This is a genomic window from Pantoea sp. JKS000250, assembly GCF_003201065.1.
GTDB classification, from domain to species: domain Bacteria; phylum Pseudomonadota; class Gammaproteobacteria; order Enterobacterales; family Enterobacteriaceae; genus Pantoea; species Pantoea vagans.
In genome coordinates, this window is the sequence record NZ_QICZ01000001.1 from 1,396,159 (window position 1) to 1,418,137 (window position 21,979).

Here is a 21,979-nt window from a genome sequence, read left to right on the forward strand (position 1 = left end):
CCTACCCGTGATTCCAGGGCAGAACATAAAAAGGGTTTGTTCTGCCGGATTATCGCTGCGGTAAATAACGCAACGGGTTTACGGATTTCCCCTTGTAACGAATTTCAAAGTGTAATCTGACTGAACTGGTTCCGGTGCTACCCATGGTAGCGATCTTTTGCCCCGCCTTAACTTCCTGTTGTTCCCGAACCAGCATTGTATCGTTGTGGGCGTAGGCGCTCAGGTAATCATCGTTGTGTTTAATGATGATTAAATTACCGTAACCCCGGAGTGCGTTACCTGCGTAAACCACTCGTCCTGAAGCAGTGGCAACCACAGATTGTCCGCGCGTCCCGGCGATATCGATACCTTTATTGCCACCTTCGGCGGCAGAGAAGTTATCGATAATCTTCCCGTCAGTCGGCCAGCGCCAGCTTCCGACCGGCGTTGAACTGTTGGTAGTACTGCTAACCGTTGGGGGTGCGGTAACCACCGGAGCTGTTGTCGTTGCAACATTTGCTCCTTTCGAAGGCAACAATTTGCTGCCACCCGAATTACCTGAATCATCAGAATACGTAATAACAGGTTGCTGTGCAACAGCAGGCGATTTAATTTGTGGCGCCGCCGGAACGCCGCCCTGCGTTGCATCAGCAACGGTAATGGGATTGCCACCGGTAATCGGCTGACCCGACCCGTTACCAATCTGTAAAGTCTGACCCACATTCAGGCTGTATGGCGCAGCAACGTTGTTGCGCTGGGCTAAATCACGGAAATCATTGCCGGTAATCCAGGCAATATAAAACAAGGTGTCTCCGCGCTTAACGGTATACGTTTCACCGGAGTAGCTACCCTTAGGAATATTCTGGTAACTGCGGTTGTACACGATCCGGCCGTTCTGCGTCTCAACATTACTGTTGGTACTAACCATTCCGCCATTGCTGGGGACGGATGCTGAATTTCTGCTTAACATTTGTCCCTGAGACGGCGCGGCAGGCACACCACCCGAAACCGGGCCTGCGCCAGCCTGGCTGTTCATCATGCCGCCATCATCGCCAACGCGGCTGATCGGTGCCTGTGAGTTGTCGCCAGAGCTGCAGCCTGCCAGCCAGAATCCTACCAGTGAAAGTGCCGCCAGACGGCGTAACTGAAAAAGTGTGCTTCCCGTGCTCATTAATCCCCCGTGATGGCAACGCTGATCTATCTGTTTCACTGTACCCGCCAGCAGAATGCTCTGCGCGGCGCGATAAAATCTGTGTTTTCGTTGAATGAACTGGATAGTAACAATATCAACCAGGTGGTGCCATGAAACAGTTGTGAAGAAATACGAAGAGCGTCAGGCGAGATCGCCCTGTACGAGCGGAACAAAACGCACCGGTTCAATGATCTCTTCCGTGACCTCTTCGCCCTGACGGCGCAGGCGCTTCAGTACCTGCTGATCTTCGCCAACCGGCAGCACCATAATGCCGCCTTCTGCCAGTTGTGCTATCAGCGCAATCGGAATTTCCGGTGGAGCGGCGGTAACAATGATGGCATCGAACGGACCGCGAGATGGCCAGCCCTGCCAGCCATCGCCATGGCGGGTTGATACATTATGCAGATCCAGCTGTTTCAGACGGCGTTTGGCCTGCCATTGCAGCCCTTTGATGCGTTCCACTGAATAGACATGGTCGACCAGATGGGCAAGAATCGCTGTCTGATACCCGGAACCCGTACCAATCTCCAGTACACGCGAATGCGGATTCAGCCCGAGCAACGCGGTCATCCGCGCGACCATATAAGGCTGTGAAATCGTCTGACCGGAGCCGATAGGCAAGGCCACATTGTCCCAGGCTTTATGCTCAAACGCCTCGTCGATAAACCGTTCGCGCGGCACCTCGCTGATGGCTTTCAGCAGGTTTTCATCATCAATACCCTGCTGACGCAGTTGTGACAGCAGTGTCTCAATACGCCGATTCACCATGCCAGGTTCACCTCAGCTTTAGCCAGCCAGTCACTAAGCACGTTCTGCGCACTGTGTGCCGTTAAATCGACATGCAGTGCGGTGACAGAAACGTAACCCTGATCCACGGCGGCAAAGTCCGTATCCGGGCCCGCATCCAGTTTTTCGCCCGGCGGGCCAATCCAGTAGAGGGTATTGCCACGCGGATCCTGCTGCGCAATCACCTGATCCGCCGGATGGCGACTGCCACAGCGCGTCACGCGGATGCCTTTGAGTTCGGTCAGCGGCAGATCGGGGACATTGATGTTGAGAATGCGGCCGGTGCGCAGCGGTTCATGCGTCAGCGCACTGAGGATCGCGCAGGTCACCGCTGCCGCGGTGGCATAGTGCTGATGGCCGTTAAGTGAAACCGCTATCGCCGGTAAACCAAGATGCCGCCCTTCCATCGCCGCCGCCACCGTGCCGGAGTAGATGACATCATCGCCCAGATTGGGGCCGGCGTTGATGCCTGACACGACAATGTCGGGACGCGGCTGCATCAGCGCATTCACCCCCAGATAGACGCAATCGGTCGGGGTACCCATCTGAACCGCGATATCGCCGTTTTCATGGGTGAAAGTACGCAGGGGTGTTTCCAGCGTTAAGGAGTTAGAGGCACCGCTTCGGTTACGATCGGGAGCAACAACCTGCACGTCAGCAATCTGCCGCAGAGCGTTTGCCAGAGTCTGAATGCCTGGCGCATGAATGCCGTCATCGTTGCTGAGCAATATCCGCATTTCGTTCTGACCTTTTTTAATTCGACTGGTCGCCGTGACTGAACCTGTTTGAACGGCATGGCAACAGGTGATGAATGGACAGCGATTTTTGCATTCTAGCGAGGCACGCAAGGAAGTGGTAGGCGTAAATCACACGACGGTGGGGGTTTGCCGCAACATTACCCACAAGTCGGGTCATGTTGCAGCGAAGATTACTCATCAGGCTGATCGGGCGAATCCGTTTGAGTCAGCAGCTCCCGGACTACGCTGGTGGCAAAGCTACCCGCAGGCAGCCAGAACGACACTTCCAGCGTGACGTCATCCCACCAGCTCCACTGCATATCGCGCGGCACCACCAGCATAGCGCGGCGGGCTGCATCAACCTTCTCACGTTCGATCAATCCCAGCAGCAGCGACTCATCCGCCAGCGCCTGCTGTTCAAAGGCCAGCGCGTCAGCCTGCGGGCCCGGCTCGCCGCGTCCCGGCAGCGGCGCGGTAATGCGCAGCGCATGCTGTTCAACCCGGCGCTGTGACTCTGCCAGTTCATCAGGCTGGGCGACAAACCAGCTGCCACGGCCAGTCAGCTGCAAAGCATCGCCGTTGAGCACCTGCGTCAGGCTGCTCTGCTGTTGCAGACGCGCGCTGGTCACCTGATTAAACAGCGCACTGCGTGCAGCAGAGAGCATCAGGCTGCGCTTGTTGCGGTCGCGAATGATAATTTCATTGCGTGCCCACTTCTCTGCCATCACCAGGTTATTGCCGCCGCGACCAAAACGCTGTTCACCAAAATAGTTGGGCACTCCCGCATCGCGAACCTGCACCAGACGCGTTTCAACCGCATCGCGGTCGCTGATCTGGCGGATAACCAGCCGGAATGCATTCCCCGCCAGTGCGCCGATGCGCAGCTTACGCTTGTGGCGCACCACCTGCAGAATGTCGACGCCGTCAAGCGAAAAACCGCGCAGATCGGGCATCGCATTACCTGGCAGACGAAAACAGAGAGTCTGCTCCGTGACCGCATGGCGGTCTTTCATCCCGGCATAGCTCATGTCGCGCTGATGAATACCAAGATACTTAGCCAGCGCCTCCGCCACAAAGCGGGTATTGGCCCCGACTTTGCGGATGCGCACCAGTAAGTGCTCACCTTCACCATCCGCGCCATACCCGAGGTCTTCCACCACCACGAAATCTTCCGGGTTGGCTTTGATCACGCCGACGGCTGTGGGCGTGCCGTGCAGGTAATTCAGCGTCATTGGCTGCCAGCTTTCAGGACTAATGCGACCGCTTCACAGGCGATCCCTTCGCCGCGCCCGGTAAAGCCGAGCTTCTCGGTGGTGGTCGCTTTGACGTTGACCGCATCCATGTGGCAGCCTAAGTCTTCTGCAATGTTGATACGCATCTGTGGCACGTGCGGCAGCATTTTCGGTGCCTGAGCAATAATCGTGACGTCGACATTACCGATACGATAGCCTTTGGCTTCGATACGACGCCAGGCCTCACGCAGCAGGCCGCGGCTGTCCGCCCCTTTAAAGGCCGGATCGGTGTCGGGAAACAGCTTGCCGATATCGCCCATCGCTACTGCGCCCAGCAGTGCGTCAGTCAGCGCATGCAGCGCCACATCGCCATCGGAATGGGCGATAAAACCGTGTTCAAACGGGATCCGCACACCGCCAATCACTAACGGACCTTCTCCGCCAAAGGCGTGAACGTCAAAACCGTGACCGATACGCATCATGCGCTCTCCTTTAATTGAATCTGACTCAGATAAAAAGCCGCCAGCGCCAGATCTTCTGGCCGGGTGACTTTGATGTTATCACTGCGTCCGCTGACTAACAGCGGATGGTAGCCGCAATACTCCAGCGCCGAGGCTTCATCGGTGATGGTCGCGCCTTCTGTCAGCGCCCGCGTCAGGCAGGCGGTAAGCAGCGCATGAGGGAAAAATTGCGGCGTTAAGGCGTGCCAGAGATCGTCACGTTCTACGGTATGGGCTACTGCCGCTTTGCCCGGCTCGCCCCGCTTCATGGTGTCACGCACTGGCGCAGCCAGAATTCCGCCTACGTGGCTCTGTTCGCGCACGTTGAGCAGTTGCTGGAGATCGTCGGGATGCAGACAGGGACGCGCAGCGTCATGCACCAGCACCCAGGCGGAACCCTGTGCGGCCTGCAGTCCGGCCAGCACCGATTCGGCACGGGTTTCTCCGCCTGTCACCCTGAGCACACGCGGATCGCGCGCCAGCGGCAGGGAAGCAAAGTGCTCGTCATCGGGGCTGAGGGCAACAATCACCTGTCTGATGGCGGGATGGGAAAACAGACGTGCAATGCTGTGTTCCAGAAGGGTGTGCTGACCAATGGTCAGATACTGCTTCGGACAGGTTGCCTGCATGCGGCTGCCGATCCCGGCAGCGGGCACCACGGCAATCACATCCGCAAGGGAGGCCAGAGTGTTCATGGTTTATCGTTGTTGGTTTTGCGCTGCTTGTTGCGCGTTGCGTTTGTTCTGGTCAGGCACCAGACGATAGAAAGTCTCACCGGGCTTAATCATGCCCAGTTCATTGCGTGCACGCTCCTCGATCGCTTCCGAGCCGCCATTGAGGTCGTCAATTTCGGCAAACAGCTGATCGTTTCGCGATTTCAGTTTGGCATTGTTTGCCTGTTGCACCGCGACATCATCATTGACGCGCGTATAGTCATGGATGCCATTTTTCCCCAGCCACAATGAATATTGCAGCCAGCCTAGCAGCACCAATAACAGTAACGTCAGTTTTCCCATCCCGCCCCCTAAAAACGGCCCAATCATCCCATAACTTTGCACAGGACTCCACACCAGCGGCGAAAATGGCATGCTTTGCTGCGCGTATGCGTAATGAGTCCCGATTCTGGCGGGAAAAGATTTGTAACCTGCCGATGCGTTTGCACATCAGCACGGGCGCAGTGATGGCTACCAGCCGGAGAGAAAGGAGAACATTAACCAGAAGAGCGTGACCACCATAATCACAGTGGCGAGCGCGGCCCAGAGCCACTGTCCGCTCAGCAGCGTATTCAGTGCAATACCCGTAACCACGGCGACCGGCAACAGCGCCAGAAAGAATGGCCAGGTATAGAGAAAGAAAAACAGCGTGTTAGAACCGAACAGCAGGAAAGGGATCGCCAGCGCACACCCGTAAGCAAGAAAACCGATAACGCCGCCCGGCAGCAGTGAGCGTGGCTCATCCGGGGCGGAGTCATCTTTACGGGCGAGCATTGGGGTAATGTTCTGCATAGGCATCCTGTTGGCGCGAGGGCGGCAGATCAGACGATCTGCCGCTGTCTCTTCAGGATCTGATGATATCGCGGTCGCGCAGCAGGTCTAACAATTGGGCGGCCAGTTTTGTAACCAATTGTTCGCCATCCAGCTGGATTTCCGGGCTGTCTGGCGCCTCATAGACGCTGTCGATGCCGGTGAAATTACGCAGCTCACCGGCGCGCGCTTTACGATATAACCCTTTCGGATCGCGCGCTTCACACACGGCTAACGGCGTATCGACAAACACCTCGATAAACTGCCCTGGCTCCAGCAGGTCGCGCACCATCTGACGCTCGGCGCGATGCGGCGAAATAAAGGCGGTGAGCACCACGAGTCCGGCATCCACCATCAGTTTCGCCACTTCACCGACCCGGCGGATGTTTTCCTTGCGGTCATCATCGCTGAAGCCGAGGTCACGACAGAGGCCGTGGCGCACATTGTCACCATCCAGCAGATAGGTGCTGACACCGATGCGGTGCAGCGCCTGCTCCAGCGCACCTGCGACGGTGGATTTCCCCGAGCCCGAAAGCCCGGTGAACCACAGCACCACGCCCTGATGGCCGTGCTGCTGCTCGCGAGAAGCGCGTGTTACCGGATGGTCATGCCACACCACGTTGTCATCGTGCTGCGCCATTATTGACCGCCCAGCAGGTCGCGCGCGTTCCAGTGTGGGAAGTGACGACGCACCAGCGCATTCAGTTCCAGCTCAAACGCGCTGAATTCACCACTGTTAACCGGCGCATCATGATTTGGCTGATGGATCATACCGGCACCCACGGTGACGTTGCTCAGGCGATCGATAAAGATCATGCCGCCGGTTACCGGATTCTGCTGATAGCTGTCGAGCACCATCGGTTCGTCAAAGGTGATCTCAATGCGACCAATACCGTTCAGCGGCAGCGAATCGACCTGACGTGTCTCCAGCGAGTTGATCTCAACCTGATGCAGCACCTTCTCAACGCGACCACGGGTTTTCTTACCGGCGATTTTCAGATCATAGCTCTGACCGGCCTGCAGCGGCTGTTCCGCCATCCAGACCACATCAACACTGGCAGACTGCACCGCCGACAGCGCTTCGCTGGCATCGACCAGCAAATCGCCACGGCTGATATCAATCTCATCCTGCAGCACCAGGGTGATCGCTTCACCTGCACCCGCTTCCTGCAGATCGCCATCAAAGGTGACAATGCGGGCAATCGTCGACTCCACGCCAGACGGCAGCACTTTTACGCGCTGGCCGACCTGCACGCTGCCTGACGCCAGGGTACCGGCATAGCCACGGAAATCCAGGTTCGGGCGGTTCACATATTGCACCGGGAAACGCATCGGCTGATGATCGACAACGCGCTTCAGCTCCACGGTTTCCAGCACATCCAGCAGAGTCGGGCCGCTGTACCACGGCATAGTCTGGCTGGCGGAAGCGACGTTATCCCCTTCCAGCGCTGACATCGGCACAAAGCGGATATCAAGATCTTCCGGCAACTGGGCAGCAAAGTCGAGGTAATCCTGTTTGATCTGCTCGAAGCGTGTCTGCTCGTACTCCACCAGATCCATCTTGTTGATCGCCACCACCAGGTGCTTGATGCCCAGCAGCGTCGAGATAAAGCTGTGACGGCGGGTCTGATCCAGGACGCCCTTACGCGCATCGATCAGCAGGATCGCCAGATCGCAGGTTGACGCGCCAGTCGCCATGTTGCGGGTGTACTGCTCATGTCCCGGCGTATCCGCGATAATAAATTTACGCTTTTCGGTCGAGAAGTAGCGGTAGGCCACATCAATGGTAATGCCCTGCTCACGTTCCGCCTGCAGGCCATCCACCAGCAGCGCCAGATCGAGCTTCTCGCCCTGGGTGCCGTGACGTTTGCTGTCGTTGTGCAGTGATGAAAGCTGATCTTCATAGATCTGACGGGTGTCGTGCAGCAGACGACCAATCAGGGTACTTTTTCCATCGTCAACGCTGCCGCAGGTCAAAAAACGCAGCAGGCTCTTATGCTGTTGAGCGGTCAGCCAGGCTTCAACGCCGCCCTGGTCGGCAATCTGTTGTGCAATTACGGTATTCATCTGGCGTCTCCTTAGAAATAACCCTGGCGTTTTTTCAGTTCCATCGAACCGGACTGATCGCGATCGATCATGCGACCCTGACGCTCGCTGGTGGTGGAGACCAGCATCTCTTCGATGATCTCCGGCAGCGTCTGCGCTTCGGACTCTACCGCACCGGTCAGCGGCCAGCAGCCGAGCGTACGGAAACGGACCATCCGCTGGGTGATCTCTTCACCCGGCTGCAGGTTAATGCGATCGTCATCGATCATCATCAGCATGCCATCACGCTCCAGCACCGGACGCGGCGCGGCGAGATAGAGCGGCACGATCTCGATGTTTTCCAGGAAGATGTACTGCCAGATATCCAGTTCAGTCCAGTTCGACAGCGGGAAGACGCGGATGCTTTCGCCCTTGTTGATCTGGCCGTTGTAGTTGTGCCACAGCTCAGGACGCTGGTTTTTCGGATCCCAGCGGTGGAAGCGGTCACGGAAGGAGTAGATACGCTCTTTGGCGCGTGACTTCTCTTCATCACGACGTGCGCCGCCAAAGGCCGCATCGAAACCATATTTGTTCAGCGCCTGCTTCAGCCCTTCGGTCTTCATGATGTCAGTGTGTTTGGCACTGCCGTGGACAAAGGGGTTAATCCCCATCGCCACGCCTTCCGGGTTGCGGTGAACCAGCAACTCTGCGCCCATCGCTTTCACGGTGCGGTCGCGGAACGCGTACATTTCACGGAATTTCCAGCCGGTATCCACATGCAGCAGCGGGAACGGCAGCGTGCCCGGATAAAAGGCTTTACGCGCCAGATGCAGCATCACCGAGGAGTCTTTGCCGATAGAGTACATCATCACCGGATTGCTGAACTCCGCCGCCACTTCGCGAATGATGTGGATACTCTCCGCCTCCAGCTGACGCAGATGAGTGAGTCGTTTTTGGTCCATGATTTTCCCTCAAGCCAGATTGACAACGGCGGACTCGCGAGTCCCCTGCTGTGCTGAATGTTTAAACCAGGCGAGTTGCCCGTGCAGATTAACCACCTCTCCGATCACCAGCAGCGCCGGAGTAGGTGCCGAGGCGGCCAGCGCCTCAAGTTGTTCTAAGGTGCCGGTCAGCACCTGTTGATCCTGACGGGTGCCACGACTGATCACCGCCACTGGCGTTGATGGCGCGCGACCGTGCTGAATCAGCGCCGCGCTGATAGCAGCCGCCTTAACCGTGCCCATGTAGATCGCCAGCGTCTGACGCGCGCGCGCCAGCGATGGCCAGTCGATATCATCGCCATCGGGACGGCAGTGACCGGTAATAAACATCACGCTCTGCGCGTAATCGCGATGGGTCAGCGGAATCCCGGCATAGGCCGTCGCACCAGCAGCCGCGGTCACGCCCGGCACCACCTGGAACGGCACGCCCGCCTGCTGTGCCGCCTGCAGCTCTTCGCCGCCGCGGCCAAAGATAAAGGGATCGCCACCCTTGAGGCGGACAACGCGCTTACCTTTCAGCGCCAGTGAAACCAGCAACTGATTAATCTCTTCCTGCGGTAACGTATGCGCGCTGGCGCGTTTACCGACGCAGATGCGGTCGGCGTCGCGACGCACCAGGTCCAGCACCTCTTCGCTGACCAGATGGTCGTAGAGCACCACATCAGCTAACTGCATTACCTGCAGGCCACGCAGCGTCAGCAGGCCGCTGTCGCCCGGCCCGGCACCGACCAGAAAGATCTCGCCCTGACGGGTTGGCTCTTCCAGCAGTTCACGGTCCAGCGTGCGCTTCGCCTCTTCGACGTTACCGGCTGACATCTGACTGGCGAACAGACCGTCGAAGGCCCGCTCCCAGAAACGCCGACGATCGGACATGCGGCTGAAGCGCTGTTTGACCTTATCGCGCCAGAGTCCGGCTACCTCCGCCATCTGACCAAGACTGGCAGGCAGCAGCGTTTCGATTTTTTCGCGCAACATGCGTGCCAGCACCGGCGCGGTGCCGCTGGAGGAGATCGCCACTACCAGCGGTGAGCGGTCAACAATCGACGGGAAGATAAAGGTGCATTTTGGCTGGTCGTCGACCACGTTAACCAGCTTATGCCGCGCGTTTGCGGCTTCAAAAACCTGGGTGTTGAGATGGTTATCGTCGGTGGCAGCAATCACCAGGAAAACGCCATCCAGCTGGGACGGATCAAATTCGGTCGCCACCCACTCCAGCTCCTGCTTATCCAGCAGTGCCTGCAGTTCCGGGCAGAGTTCACGAGAGGCGATCTGAACGCGCGCGCGCGCGCGACGCAGCAGTTCAATTTTTCGCGCCGCAATATCTCCACCGCCGACAACCAGAACCGGGCGGCCAGAGAGATCGGCAAAAAGAGGCAAATAGTCCACGTTAACCCTGATGATTTAACTTTGTATTAACGCGACTATACGTCGCTGAGTTTATCCAGATGAAATTACGAATTGGAATGAGTAGTTACCGAATGGAATAACGGCACCGCAAAGCACAGAACAATTTGATCTTAGCAGATGAAATTTAATGGCTTTTTCGTGAACAGGCTCACACATTCCGGTCAGCGCCTGCGCCCGCAAAAGCAGATAAGTGCCAGCGATAAATATGCGTAGGTGCTTTCCCTCTCAGCAGCGCCCGATTCCGCTAACCAGCTCGCAGAACAAAAGGGGTATAATGCGCGCGGCATGAGCAGGCCTGGCCCGCATGCCTGTTGGCTCCCGGATAATGAAAAAAAGGATGCATTATGTTTTGTTCCCTCCGCCTGAGGGTCGCGACAGTTTTGTTGAGCGCACTCATTTCCCCGCAGGCCCTGGCCGCGCCAGCGGGTCAGTTTGCCGAACAGCAGGTCCGGCACATCGCCACTTATTTTCCTGGCCGCATGAGTGGTAGTCCGGCTGAGTTGATGGCCGCTGACTATCTGCAACAGCAATTTACCGCGCTGGGGTATAAAACCGATACCCGCCAGTTCAACACCGGCTATAAGTGGCAGGAAGATGACGGCACGCAGCGCTGGCATAAGCTCACTGCCACCTCGGTGATTGCTGCGCGCGCCGGCAGCGTGCCGCAGGAGATTCTGATCGTGGCACATCTGGATACCTGGACGCCGCAGAACAGCAGCCAGGTCCATCATAATCTGGGCGGCTTACGTCTGCAGGGCGTCGACGATAATGCGTCGGGTCTTGGCGTGATGCTGGAGCTGGCGCAGCAGCTGAGTCGTAAACCGCTGCACTACGGCATCCGCTTTGTGGCACTCAGCGCCGGAGAAACCGACCTGCACGGCATGGATGATTACGTTGAGCGGATGAGCACGCGTGAAAAGAAGAACACGCTGCTGGTCATCGATCTCAATAGCCTGATCACCGGCGATCATCTCTATTTCAACAGCGGCATGAACACGCCCCGGGCAGTGCGCAAGCAGACCAGCGATCGCGCGCTGCTACTGGCCCGTCAGCAGGGCATTCCCGCTGCCAGTCATCAGCTGACTCGCAAAGACTTCAACGGTCTGAATGCCTTCGACAGGGCGGGCTTTCCGCTGCTCGATGTGACCGCCAGCAACTGGACGCTGGGGAATAAAGATGGCGCATTACAGCGTCATCGCAGCCACCACTTTCCGGATGGCGTGACCCGTCATCAGACTGACCTGGATAATCTGAGCTATCTCGACCGCTGGCTGCCGGGCCAGATAGCCCTGCGAACCCGCGACAGCGTCCGCGTGCTGCTGCCGCTGATCAGCGAACTGACCAATCCTAAAGTGTGAGGATCTGACATGTACGTAGTTTTTCTGAATTATGTTCGTCCGGTAGAAGAGGTTGAAGCGCTGCTGGCAGGCCATATCGACTGGCTCGATCGCTATTTTGATGCGGGCTTTTTTATTGCCGCGGGACGTAAAGATCCACGCACGGGCGGCATGTTGCTGGTCAGAGAGATGGAACGTGAAAAGCTGGATGCGATCTTAGCGGAAGATCCATTTGTTGCCGTGGCGGAGTATGAGGTGACGAAGGTGAATGTGACGCGCGAAGCGGAGGCGTTTGCCGGATTAAAAGGCGTTTAACTTCCTGACTGACTGCGTGAAGACATTCTCTCCCCCTCGCGGGGGAGAGGAGAACGTCATCAGCCTTCGTGCAGACCACACTCGCGCTTAAGACCGAAAAAGCGCGTCTCTTCTTCTGCCATACCCGGCTCCCATTTACGGGTGGTATGGGTATCACCTACTGAAAGATAGCCTTCATCCCACAGCGGATGGTACTTCAGCTTGTGCTGTTCCAGGTACTGATGAATCTGGCGGTTATCCCAGTCAATAATCGGCAACAGCTTAAAGACGCCACGCTGCACGCCCAGCACCGGCAGATTTGCCCGGCTGCCGGACTGGTCACGGCGCAGGCCGGCAAACCAGGTCTGGGCACCCAGGGTTTCGATAGCCCGGTTCATCGGCTCGACTTTATTGATCTCGTTATATTTCTCAATCCCCTCGACGCCCTGCTCCCACAGCTTGCCGTAGCGCGCTTCCTGCCAGGCCGGTGAGGTTTCGGCGCGGAACACTTTGAGGTTGAGATTGAGCTGGTCCGCCAGCTCATCAATAAAACGATAGGTCTCCGGGAACAGATAGCCGGTGTCGGTGAGGATCACCGGAATATCGGGCTGCTGACGCGTCACCAGATGCAGCGACACCGCCGCCTGAATACCGAAACTGGAGGAGAGCACGTAGGCGCCCGGTAAATTCTCCAGCGCCCAGCTGACCCGCTCTTCTGCTGATGACTTCTCCAGTTGTGCATTGGTCGCGGCCAGCGCCATCGCACGCTGGACTTTGGACATCTCATTCAGTGCTGCGAGGTCGGGCTGACTCATTTTGCTTCCTCCCAGAAGTCGCGTGCCGGGTCCAGCACCGGCGCAACAATGCCTGCGCGGATGGTGAAGTCACCAAAGCCTTCAGCGGCCTGGCGCTCGGTGGCCCAGCGTCCCACCAGCTCATCAATGGTGGCGAGAATTTCGCTTTCGTTAATGTTTTCACGGTACATACGGGGAATACGCGTTCCGCTGCGGTTTCCGCCCAGATGCAGGTTGTAGCGGCCTGGCGCTTTACCCACCAGACCCAGCTCCGCCAGCATGGCACGGCCGCAACCGTTCGGACAACCGGTAACGCGTAACACTATGTGCTCATCACCAACGCCATGCGCGTGCATGATGCCCTCGACTTTGGTCACAAACGCGGGCAGGAAGCGTTCGGCTTCTGCCATCGCCAGCGGACAGGTCGGGAACGCAACGCAGGCCATGGAGTTTTCGCGCTGTGGCGTCACATGATCCATCAGACCATGCTCGCGGGCGATCGCTTCAATCTGCGCTTTTTCGCTTTCCGGCACGCCCGCCACAATCAGGTTCTGGTTGGCAGTCAGGCGGAAGTCACCCTGATGGATTTTCGCAATTTCCGCGATACCGCTTTTCAGCGGTCGGCCCGGATAGTCGAGCAGGCGGCCATTTTCAATAAACAGCGTGAGGTGCCATTTGTTGTCGATGCCTTTGATCCAGCCAATGCGATCGCCACGGGTGGTGAACTCATAGGGACGGATCGGCTCAAACGTCAGGCCAGCGCGCTTTTCAACTTCCGTTTTAAAGGTCTCGACACCAACACGTTCAAGGGTATATTTGGTTTTGGCGTTTTTACGATCGGTACGGTTACCCCAGTCACGCTGCGTCGTCACGACCGCCTCGGCAACATCAAGGATCTTCTCAACCGGGAAGTAACCAAATTCGCTGGCGGTACGCGCGTAAGTCGCTTTGTTACCGTGCTCGATCGAAAGGCCACCACCCACCAGCAGGTTGAAGCCCACCAGCTTGCCATTCTCGGCGACGGCGACAAAGTTCAGATCGTTGGCGTGCAGATCCACATCGTTGTGCGGCGGGATCACTACCGTCGTTTTGAATTTACGCGGCAGATAGGTTTCACCGAGAATCGGCTCTTCGTCTGTTGTCGCGACTTTTTCTTTATCCCACCAGATTTCTGCATAGGCACGGGTGCGCGGCAGCAGATGCTCGGAGAGCTTCTTCGCCCACTCATACGCTTCCTGATGCAGTTCCGACTCAACCGGGTTCGACGTACAGAGCACGTTACGGTTGACGTCGTTGGCGGTCGCCAGCGCATCCAGCCCCACTTCATGCAGCATCTGATGCGTCGGCTTGACGTTCTTCTTCAGAATACCGTGAAACTGGAAAGTCTGACGGTTGGTCAGACGGATGCTGCCATAAATGGTTTTATCGGTAGCAAATTTGTCGATGGCCAGCCACTGCGTCGGCGTGATGATCCCGCCCGGCAGTCGGCAGCGCAGCATCATGGCGTGGCGAGGCTCCAGTTTCTGCTCTGCACGTTCGGCACGAATGTCGCGATCGTCCTGCTGGTACATGCCGTGAAAACGGATCAGCAGGAAGTTATCGCCGGTAAAGCCGCCGGTCAGACCTTCTTCCAAATCTTCTTTGATGGTGCCGCGCAGATAGTTGCTCTGCTTCTTCAGACGCTCAGCGTCTGCTAATTTGCCTTCTACAACCAGCGGTCCAGGGTGTTTATCGCTCATTAGTAAACGTCTCGCTGATAACGGCGCTCAATGCGCAGCTCACTTAAAAATTCGTCGGCCGTTTCACGATCCATTCCGCCGTGTTCGACCACCACATCCAGCAATGCCTGCTCGACGTCTTTTGCCATACGATTCGCGTCGCCACAGACATACAGATGCGCGCCCTCTTCAATCCAGCGCCAGACTTCAGCCCCTTTCGCGCGGATCTTATCCTGTACGTAAATCTTCTCGGCCTGATCGCGTGACCAGGCGAGATCGATATGGGTCAGCAGCCCATCCTTCACATATTTCTGCCACTCCACCTGATAGAGGAAATCGTCGGTGAAGTGCGGATTACCAAAGAATAGCCAGTTTTTGCCGCTGGCACCGTCGTTGTCGCGCTGCTGCATAAAGGCGCGGAACGGCGCGATGCCGGTGCCCGGGCCAATCATGATCACCGGCGCGTCCGGATTAGCCGGCAGGCGGAAATTATCGTTGTGCTCAATGAAGACACGGACTTCGCCCTCTTCTTCAATGCGATCGGCCAGCCAGGTCGATGCACCGCCGCCGCGCTGGCGACCTTCAATATCGAAGCGCACTGCACCCACGGTGATGTGCACTTCGGTGTCGGTTTCGGCCTGCGAAGAGGCGATAGAATAGAGTCGCGGCGTCAGCGGTCGCAGCAGGCCGGTCAGCTGTTCTGCCGTGAGTTCAGCCGGAGCCAGACGCACCATATCCACAATCGGATAGTTCTGCGCATAGTGCTGCAACCGGGCTTTATCATCCACCAGCGCCAGCAGCTCCGCATTACGGGACAGCTGGGCGTACTGCGCGACGATCTGCGCGGTGTTCACCGTCAGCTCGAAATGCTTTTGCAGCGCCTCCGCCAGCGGCAGGGTTTTGCCCTGAATCTCTACCGGCTCATCGCCTTTCAGCCAGACCAGCTCCAGCAGTTCACTGACCAGTGCCGCGTCATTTTCATACCAGACGCCCAGCGCATCGCCCGGCTGGTAGCGCAGACCGGAGTCGCCCAGATCGATTTCGATATGGCGCACATCTTTATCTGAGTCACGTCCGGTAATTTTCTGATTCACCGCCAGACTGGCGCTGAGTGGAGACTCTTTGCTGTAGGGGCTGGTGGTCACTTCATTAACGCTGCCTGCCGCTGTCGCCGCAGCCTGCGCCGGAGATTCGGTGGGCACGCGCTGTTTCAGAATGTCGGTCAGCGCACTGCGCCAGGCGGAAGCCTGCTCTGCATACTCGACATCCGCATCAACGCGATCCAGAAGGCGTTCGCCGCCCAGCTCAGCCAGACGATTGTCAAAATCTTTGCCCGCCTGACTGAAGAATTCATAAGAGGTGTCGCCCAGGCCAAACACCGCAAAGGCCGCACCCTCCATTTTCGGTGCCTTCTTCGACATCAGGAATTTATGCAGCGCTACCGCCTCTTCCGGCGGCTCGCCTTCGCCCTGAGTAGAGGTTACGACCACCAGCATTTTTTCCTGGCCAATCTGCTTAAACTTGTAATCACCGGCATTCACCAGGTTTACGTTCAGCTTCGCGGCCAGCAGGTCATCACGCAGCTGCTCAGCCAGACGACGGGCATTGCCGGTCTGGGAAGCAGAAAGCAGGGTAATAACCGGCGTTTCAGCGGCGGGCGCGGACGGTGCGCTGCTGGCGACGGCGCTACCCGGCGTCTGCTCTACCCGGCCCCAGAAATAGCCTGACAGCCACGCCAGTTGAGTCGGGGAATAATCTGTCGTCGCCGCCTGTAAGCGGGCGAGTTGTTCCGGGGAGAGCGGAAGCAGTGAACCAGGTGCCTGAGTCGTCATCGCGTTAAAAATTCCAGTATCAGAAGTCCGGACCGTAAAGTGGCGGAAGAGTGCGTAGGTTACCGGGCTGTATATTAACGATTAAATACGCCTTCGACATATCAAATAACCAAAATGACTAAGTGGTTTTTCTGGTAGAGCTAATCGTTAAAACTGGTAAGTAAACGGATGATTTATCAGTTAATTAGCTGGACACGATCCGGCAATCGGATGTGAAAGTATCGCTTTGTGCGGCGCGGGTGCGAAAAAAGCGGTAATCAGGTAGAATTCAGCGGTTTTTTAATGTCTGAGAACCACTATGTCTACCACCTTGTTTAAAGAGTTCCAGTTCGAAGCCGCGCACCATCTTCCGAATGTGCCGGCCGGACACAAATGTGGCCGTCTGCACGGTCATTCGTTCCTGGTTCGTCTGGAGATTACCGGCGAAGTGGATGCGCATACCGGCTGGGTTATGGATTTTGCTGAACTGAAGGCGGCGTTTAAGCCTCTGTACAATCGGCTGGACCACTACTATCTGAATGATATTCCTGGCCTGGAAAATCCCACCAGCGAAGTGCTGGCAAAATGGATCTGGGATCAGATGAAGCCGCAACTGCCGCTGTTAAGCGCGGTCATGATCAAAGAAACCTGCACCGCAGGCTGCGTTTACCGCGGCTAAGCCTGTCGGATCGAGCCTTTCGATCCGACGCTGTTTCGCTTCTATCCCGCATAAGCCCCTTCCCTGTGGTTAACCGCTCTGCACACTCTATCAGGCGATATTGAGATATTTATGGGTCTGCATCGACAGACGCCAGTTGCGTGCAATACAGGTTTCAATACAGAGTCGTGTAGCATCGTCTTTGCGGCTGATAGGCTGCAGAGCGATGATTCGGGCTTTGGTGTCGTCAATCCCCGCCAGCAGCCCATCCAGTGCGTCCACATCACGCTGACGCGCCACCGGATGTTTAATTTCATTGGCCCGGCTCAGCGCCTGGGGCAGCACATCGTAGCCGCCGCGCATGTTGACCTTCGGCGAGACAGTCACCCAGGTCTGCTCAGAACAGTGGATCTCGTGAGTGCCGCTGGTCTCAATCTGGCACTGGAAACCGTGCTGTTCCAGAATCGTGGTTAACGGACGCAGGTCGTAAATCGCCGGTTCACCACCGGTGATCACCACATGACGCGCCGTCCAGCCCTGCTGTTCGATGCTACGAAGCAGTGTGACGGCATCGGCATCGCCCCAGGCGTCGCTCTCCACCGTTTTGATCAAAATATCACCCAGAGACGTTTCCCGATCTGCCCGCTTTTCCCAGGTGTGTTTGGTATCGCACCAGCTACAGCCCACCGGGCAGCCCTGCAGGCGGATGAAAATGGCAGGCACGCCGGTGTAATAACCTTCGCCCTGCAGTGTCTGGAACATTTCGTTAATCGGGTAGAACATTTTTTACTCGCCTGGATAAATCGGGGCGCTGATTATGCCAGCGTGTGTCGCACAACAACAGCTGCGCGACACGAAAAAGCAAAAGCCCCGCACAAGGCGGGGCTTTCAGCGTATGCGATGCCGCTTAATGCGCCATCAGCACAGGGTCATTACTGACCTTTAACTTCTTTCAGACCGTTGAATGGCGCTTTAGAACCCAGCGCTTCTTCGATACGGATCAGCTGGTTGTACTTAGCAACACGGTCAGAACGGCTCATTGAACCGGTTTTGATCTGGCCCGCTGCAGTACCTACCGCTAGGTCAGCGATGGTTGCATCTTCAGTTTCGCCTGAACGGTGAGAGATCACGGCAGTGTAGCCCGCGTCTTTCGCCATTTTGATCGCAGCCAGGGTTTCGGTCAGAGAACCGATCTGGTTGAATTTGATCAGAATGGAGTTGGCGATACCTTTATCGATACCTTCTTTCAGGATTTTGGTGTTGGTTACGAACAGGTCGTCACCCACCAGCTGGATTTTGTCGCCCAGCACTTTGGTCTGGTAGGCGAAGCCGTCCCAGTCAGATTCATCCAGGCCATCTTCGATAGAGACGATCGGATACTGTTTAGTCAGATCTTCCAGGAAGTGGGTGAACTCTTCAGAGGTGAACGCTTTACCGCCTTCACCGGCCAGAACGTATTTGCCATCTTTATAGAACTCAGATGCCGCACAGTCCATCGCCAGGGTGATGTCTTTGCCCAGCTCGTAGCCTGCTGCTTTTACCGCTTCAGCGATAACTGCCAGCGCTTCGGCGTTGGAACCCAGGTTAGGTGCGTAGCCGCCTTCGTCACCCACTGCCGTGCTCATGCCTTTGCTTTTCAGCACTTTTGCCAGGTTGTGGAATACTTCAGAACCCATACGGATAGCTTCTTTAACGTTAGAAGCGCCAACCGGCTGGATCATGAATTCCTGGATGTCGACGTTGTTGTCGGCATGTTCGCCGCCGTTGATGATGTTCATCATAGGCAGTGGCATAGAGTATTTGCCTGGGGTGCCGTTCAGCTCAGCGATGTGCTCATACAGCGCCTGACCTTTAGAAGCTGCCGCTGCTTTAGCCGCTGCCAGTGAAACAGCCAGAATGGCGTTAGCACCGAAGTTAGATTTGTTCTCAGTACCGTCCAGGTCGATCATGATCTTATCGATGTTCGCCTGATCTTTCGCGTCTTTGCCTTTTACCGCTTCAGCAATCGGACCGTTTACTGCAGCAACGGCTTTGGTTACGCCTTTGCCCAGGAAACGTGATTTGTCACCGTCACGCAGTTCCAGCGCTTCGCGTGAACCGGTAGAGGCACCTGATGGCGCAGCGGCCAGGCCTACAAAACCGCCTTCCAGATGCACTTCAGCTTCAACAGTCGGGTTACCACGTGAGTCGATAATTTCGCGACCGATGACTTTTACGATTTTGGACATTACGATTTTCCTCAGTACAAGTTAGTCAATCCTAAGACAGACAACGCGCGAAAAGTTCGCGCGTTGTCTGTGAAACTTACTTCGCTAAACGCTTCTGATGCTCATGCGCGGCTTTAACAAAGCCGGCAAACAACGGATGGCCGTCGCGTGGGGTCGAGGTAAACTCAGGGTGGAACTGGCAGGCCACAAACCACGGATGGTTCGGGATCTCGATAATCTCAACCAGTTGATCATCACCCGAGCGACCTGCTACGCGCAGACCGGCTGCTTCAATCTGCTTTAACAGCATATTGTTCACTTCGTAGCGGTGGCGATGGCGCTCAACGATGGTGTCAGAGCCGTAGAGCTGGCGAACCTGGCTGCCCGGCGTTAACTGACACTGCTGGCTGCCCAGACGCATGGTGCCGCCCAGATCGCTCTGCTCGCTGCGGACTTCGACGTTGCCTTCTTCGTCACGCCATTCGGTGATTAATGCCACCACCGGGTATTTACAGTCTGGCACAAATTCAGTGGAGTTGGCGCCCGGCATGCCCGCGACATTGCGCGCGAACTCCATCAGCGCGACCTGCATGCCCAGACAGATGCCGAGGTACGGCACGTTGTTTTCACGTGCGTACTGGGCGGTCATCAGCTTGCCTTCCACACCACGGTAGCCGAAGCCGCCTGGGATCAGAATCGCATCCAGATCTTTCAGTAATTCGACACCGCGGGATTCAACATCCTGCGAATCGATCAGTTTGATGTTCACGGTGACGCGATTTTTCAGGCCACCATGTTTCAGCGCTTCAATCACTGACTTATAGGCATCCGGCAGCTCAACATACTTGCCCACCATACCGATGGTGACTTCACCACCCGGATTGGCTTCTTCGTAGATTACCTGCTCCCACTCGGCCAGGTTGGCTTCCGGTGCATTCAGGTTGAAGCGCTTGCAGATGTAGTCATCCAGGCCCTGCGACTTGAGCATGCCTGGAATCTTGTAGATGGAATCCACGTCTTTCAGCGAGATAACTGCTTTTTCAGGGACGTTACAGAACAGGGCGATTTTGGCGCGTTCGTTGGCCGGAACGGCACGATCAGAACGGCAAATCAGCACGTCTGGCTGGATACCAATCGACAGCAGCTCTTTTACGGAGTGCTGAGTCGGTTTGGTTTTCACTTCACCGGCCGCCGCCATGTAAGGCACCAGCGTCAGGTGCATATACATGGTGTGTTCGCGGCCCACATCCACGGCCATCTGGCGAATCGCTTCCAGGAACGGCAGTGATTCGATATCCCCTACTGTGCCGCCGATTTCGACCAGCACTACATCATGACCTTCACCGCCTTCAATAATGCGCTCTTTGATGGCGTTGGTGATGTGCGGGATAACCTGAATGGTTGCGCCCAGATAGTCGCCACGGCGCTCTTTGCGCAGGACTTCTGAGTAGATACGGCCGGTGGTGAAGTTGTTACGGCGCGACATTTTGGTGCGGATGAAGCGCTCGTAGTGACCCAGATCGAGATCGGTTTCAGCGCCGTCATCAGTGACGAAAACTTCGCCGTGCTGGGTCGGGCTCATGGTGCCTGGATCCACGTTAATATACGGGTCCAGCTTCATGATGGTCACGTTCAGACCACGAGCTTCGAGAATGGCTGCGAGGGAGGCGGCGGCAATGCCTTTACCCAGAGAGGAAACGACCCCGCCGGTCACAAAAATATAATTCGTTGTCATGCTGAACCTGAGAGTTTAGGTTTAAAGACGGTGGAATAACCAGGACGGGAAAACAGTATACTGGAAACCGCTATCAGCCACAATTGATGAATCACAGCCATCCTCCAACGCATTGCTGCGTCCTAACATAGCGGATAGCTGCCAATGAAATGTTGATGTGCGTCACAAAGTTGTAGCCACGCTGAAACGAGTAAGCATATCTGGCGACTTTATGCACAGCGCTGGAATAATCAGCGCTTCTCGCCCTGTTTCACCTGCTGCCAGGCCGCTTCCATCTGCTCCAGCGTGGCACCCGGCATGCTTAACCCCTGTGCTGCGATGATTGTTTCCACTTCACGGAACCGACGCTCGAACTTGTCGTTCGCCTTTTGCAGCGCCGTTTCCGCTTTACTGCCAAGATGACGCGACAGGTTAACTGTGGCAAACAGCAGGTCGCCAATCTCCTCTTCCAGCTTTTCGCCGTCCACCACGCTCTGCTGCGCCTCGTGCATCACTTCATCAATCTCTTCATGCACTTTTGCCACTACCGGCCCCAGCGTGGTCCAGTCGAATCCCACATTGTGACAGCGCTTCTGAATCTTATGGGCACGCATCAGTGCGGGCAGCGCTTTAGGAATGTCATCCAGCGCCGAATGCTGGGCTTTATCAGCCCGCTCGGCGGTTTTAATCGCTTCCCAGTTTTTCAGCACGTCATTGCTGGTTTCTGCCGTGGCATCGCCAAAAATGTGCGGATGACGGCGCTCCAGCTTGTCACTGATGGCGTGACAGATATCCTCAAAATTAAAGCGACTCTGTTCGCTGGCCATCTGCGCGTAGAACACCACCTGAAACAGCAGATCGCCCAGTTCGCCGCGCAGATCGTCAAAATCTTCGCGCTGGATGGCGTCCAGCACTTCATAGGTCTCTTCCAGCGTATAGGGCGCGATAGAGGTGAAGGTCTGTTCACGGTCCCACGGGCAGCCATGTTGGGGATCGCGCAGGGTTTTCATGATGCCAAGCAGGCGCTCAATAGCGTTCATTCAGACGGGTCCTTGAGTAGTCAG

The 21,979-nt window shown here is 56.6% G+C and carries 22 protein-coding genes; 3 read left to right on the forward strand and 19 right to left on the reverse strand.

What is annotated here, in order from left to right; all coding sequences use genetic code 11:
• Positions 1-49 precede the first annotated feature (49 nt).
• From nlpD to cysG, 12 genes are all read right to left on the reverse strand, one after another.
• Entirely contained in the window at positions 50-1,150 is a 1,101-nt protein-coding gene (gene nlpD, locus BY447_RS06675; protein ID WP_013358860.1) for a murein hydrolase activator NlpD, read from the reverse strand.
• Positions 1,151-1,312: 162 nt separating this feature from the next.
• Positions 1,313-1,939 (reverse strand): protein-L-isoaspartate(D-aspartate) O-methyltransferase, encoded by a 627-nt coding sequence (locus BY447_RS06680; RefSeq protein WP_013358862.1) that lies wholly within the window; start codon positions 1,937-1,939, stop codon positions 1,313-1,315.
• A complete protein-coding gene (gene surE, locus BY447_RS06685; RefSeq protein WP_110330815.1) occupies positions 1,933-2,694 on the reverse strand; it encodes a 5'/3'-nucleotidase SurE in 762 nt (253 codons plus the stop codon). The genes BY447_RS06680 and surE overlap by 7 nt, the downstream gene beginning before the upstream one ends.
• Positions 2,695-2,885: 191 nt before the next feature.
• Positions 2,886-3,926, reverse strand: coding sequence for a tRNA pseudouridine(13) synthase TruD (gene truD / locus BY447_RS06690; RefSeq protein ID WP_110330816.1), 1,041 nt, complete (start codon positions 3,924-3,926; stop codon positions 2,886-2,888).
• Positions 3,923-4,405, reverse strand: a complete 483-nt coding sequence (gene ispF / locus BY447_RS06695) for a 2-C-methyl-D-erythritol 2,4-cyclodiphosphate synthase (protein WP_110331920.1) — start codon at positions 4,403-4,405, stop codon at positions 3,923-3,925. The genes truD and ispF overlap by 4 nt, the downstream gene beginning before the upstream one ends.
• Positions 4,405-5,121: a 2-C-methyl-D-erythritol 4-phosphate cytidylyltransferase gene (gene ispD, locus BY447_RS06700; RefSeq protein WP_033783964.1), complete on the reverse strand. Its 717-nt coding sequence runs from the start codon at positions 5,119-5,121 to the stop codon at positions 4,405-4,407. The genes ispF and ispD overlap by 1 nt, the downstream gene beginning before the upstream one ends.
• A 3-nt stretch (positions 5,122-5,124) precedes the next feature.
• A complete protein-coding gene (gene ftsB / locus BY447_RS06705) occupies positions 5,125-5,442 on the reverse strand; it encodes a cell division protein FtsB (RefSeq protein WP_013358867.1) in 318 nt (105 codons plus the stop codon).
• Positions 5,443-5,610: 168 nt separating this feature from the next.
• Positions 5,611-5,931, reverse strand: coding sequence for a DUF3561 family protein (locus tag BY447_RS06710; protein ID WP_013358868.1), 321 nt, complete (start codon positions 5,929-5,931; stop codon positions 5,611-5,613).
• A 52-nt stretch (positions 5,932-5,983) separates the two neighbouring features.
• A complete protein-coding gene (gene cysC / locus BY447_RS06715) occupies positions 5,984-6,589 on the reverse strand; it encodes an adenylyl-sulfate kinase (protein ID WP_013358869.1) in 606 nt (201 codons plus the stop codon).
• On the reverse strand, positions 6,589-8,016 hold the full coding sequence (cysN, locus tag BY447_RS06720) for a sulfate adenylyltransferase subunit CysN (protein WP_033783965.1): 1,428 nt from the start codon (positions 8,014-8,016) through the stop codon (positions 6,589-6,591). The genes cysC and cysN overlap by 1 nt, the downstream gene beginning before the upstream one ends.
• 11 nt (positions 8,017-8,027) lie before the next feature.
• Positions 8,028-8,936 (reverse strand): sulfate adenylyltransferase subunit CysD, encoded by a 909-nt coding sequence (gene cysD, locus BY447_RS06725; RefSeq protein ID WP_013358871.1) that lies wholly within the window; start codon positions 8,934-8,936, stop codon positions 8,028-8,030.
• Between the two features lie 9 nt (positions 8,937-8,945).
• Complete coding sequence (cysG, locus tag BY447_RS06730) at positions 8,946-10,361, reverse strand: siroheme synthase CysG (protein ID WP_013358872.1); 1,416 nt, start codon at positions 10,359-10,361, stop codon at positions 8,946-8,948.
• 365 nt (positions 10,362-10,726) lie between these two features.
• Between cysG and BY447_RS06735 the strand changes: the two genes are divergently transcribed.
• Together BY447_RS06735 and BY447_RS06740 are read left to right on the forward strand one after the other, a co-directional pair.
• Complete coding sequence (locus BY447_RS06735) at positions 10,727-11,740, forward strand: aminopeptidase (RefSeq protein ID WP_110330817.1); 1,014 nt, start codon at positions 10,727-10,729, stop codon at positions 11,738-11,740.
• A 9-nt stretch (positions 11,741-11,749) separates the two neighbouring features.
• Complete coding sequence (locus BY447_RS06740) at positions 11,750-12,034, forward strand: YciI family protein (protein ID WP_013358874.1); 285 nt, start codon at positions 11,750-11,752, stop codon at positions 12,032-12,034.
• A 59-nt stretch (positions 12,035-12,093) separates the two neighbouring features.
• Here the strand turns inward: BY447_RS06740 and BY447_RS06745 are convergent, their stop codons facing one another.
• Genes BY447_RS06745 through cysJ form a run of 3 tightly spaced genes read right to left on the reverse strand, consistent with a single transcriptional unit; the run spans position 12,094 to position 16,357 of the window.
• Positions 12,094-12,828, reverse strand: coding sequence for a phosphoadenylyl-sulfate reductase (locus BY447_RS06745; protein WP_004571209.1), 735 nt, complete (start codon positions 12,826-12,828; stop codon positions 12,094-12,096).
• Positions 12,825-14,546, reverse strand: a complete 1,722-nt coding sequence (gene cysI / locus BY447_RS06750; RefSeq protein ID WP_110330818.1) for an assimilatory sulfite reductase (NADPH) hemoprotein subunit — start codon at positions 14,544-14,546, stop codon at positions 12,825-12,827. The genes BY447_RS06745 and cysI overlap by 4 nt, the downstream gene beginning before the upstream one ends.
• Positions 14,546-16,357, reverse strand: a complete 1,812-nt coding sequence (gene cysJ, locus BY447_RS06755) for an NADPH-dependent assimilatory sulfite reductase flavoprotein subunit (RefSeq protein ID WP_110330819.1) — start codon at positions 16,355-16,357, stop codon at positions 14,546-14,548. Before cysJ ends, cysI begins: the two co-directional genes overlap by 1 nt.
• Before the next feature lie 298 nt (positions 16,358-16,655).
• On the opposite strand from cysJ, the gene queD reads away from it, so the two are divergent.
• Positions 16,656-17,015 carry a 6-carboxytetrahydropterin synthase QueD gene (gene queD, locus BY447_RS06760; protein ID WP_013358878.1) on the forward strand — a complete coding sequence of 120 codons (360 nt, stop codon included), beginning with the start codon at positions 16,656-16,658 and terminating at the stop codon, positions 17,013-17,015.
• 90 nt (positions 17,016-17,105) lie between these two features.
• Here queD and queE read toward each other — a convergent pair whose 3' ends face one another.
• From queE to mazG, 4 genes are all read right to left on the reverse strand, one after another.
• Positions 17,106-17,777 (reverse strand): 7-carboxy-7-deazaguanine synthase QueE, encoded by a 672-nt coding sequence (queE, locus tag BY447_RS06765; RefSeq protein WP_110330820.1) that lies wholly within the window; start codon positions 17,775-17,777, stop codon positions 17,106-17,108.
• Between the two features lie 149 nt (positions 17,778-17,926).
• Complete coding sequence (gene eno, locus BY447_RS06770) at positions 17,927-19,222, reverse strand: phosphopyruvate hydratase (RefSeq protein ID WP_013358880.1); 1,296 nt, start codon at positions 19,220-19,222, stop codon at positions 17,927-17,929.
• A 76-nt stretch (positions 19,223-19,298) separates the two neighbouring features.
• Positions 19,299-20,936: a glutamine hydrolyzing CTP synthase gene (pyrG, locus tag BY447_RS06775; protein WP_013358881.1), complete on the reverse strand. Its 1,638-nt coding sequence runs from the start codon at positions 20,934-20,936 to the stop codon at positions 19,299-19,301.
• A 230-nt stretch (positions 20,937-21,166) separates the two neighbouring features.
• On the reverse strand, positions 21,167-21,955 hold the full coding sequence (mazG, locus tag BY447_RS06780) for a nucleoside triphosphate pyrophosphohydrolase (protein ID WP_033783970.1): 789 nt from the start codon (positions 21,953-21,955) through the stop codon (positions 21,167-21,169).
• Positions 21,956-21,979 lie beyond the last annotated feature (24 nt).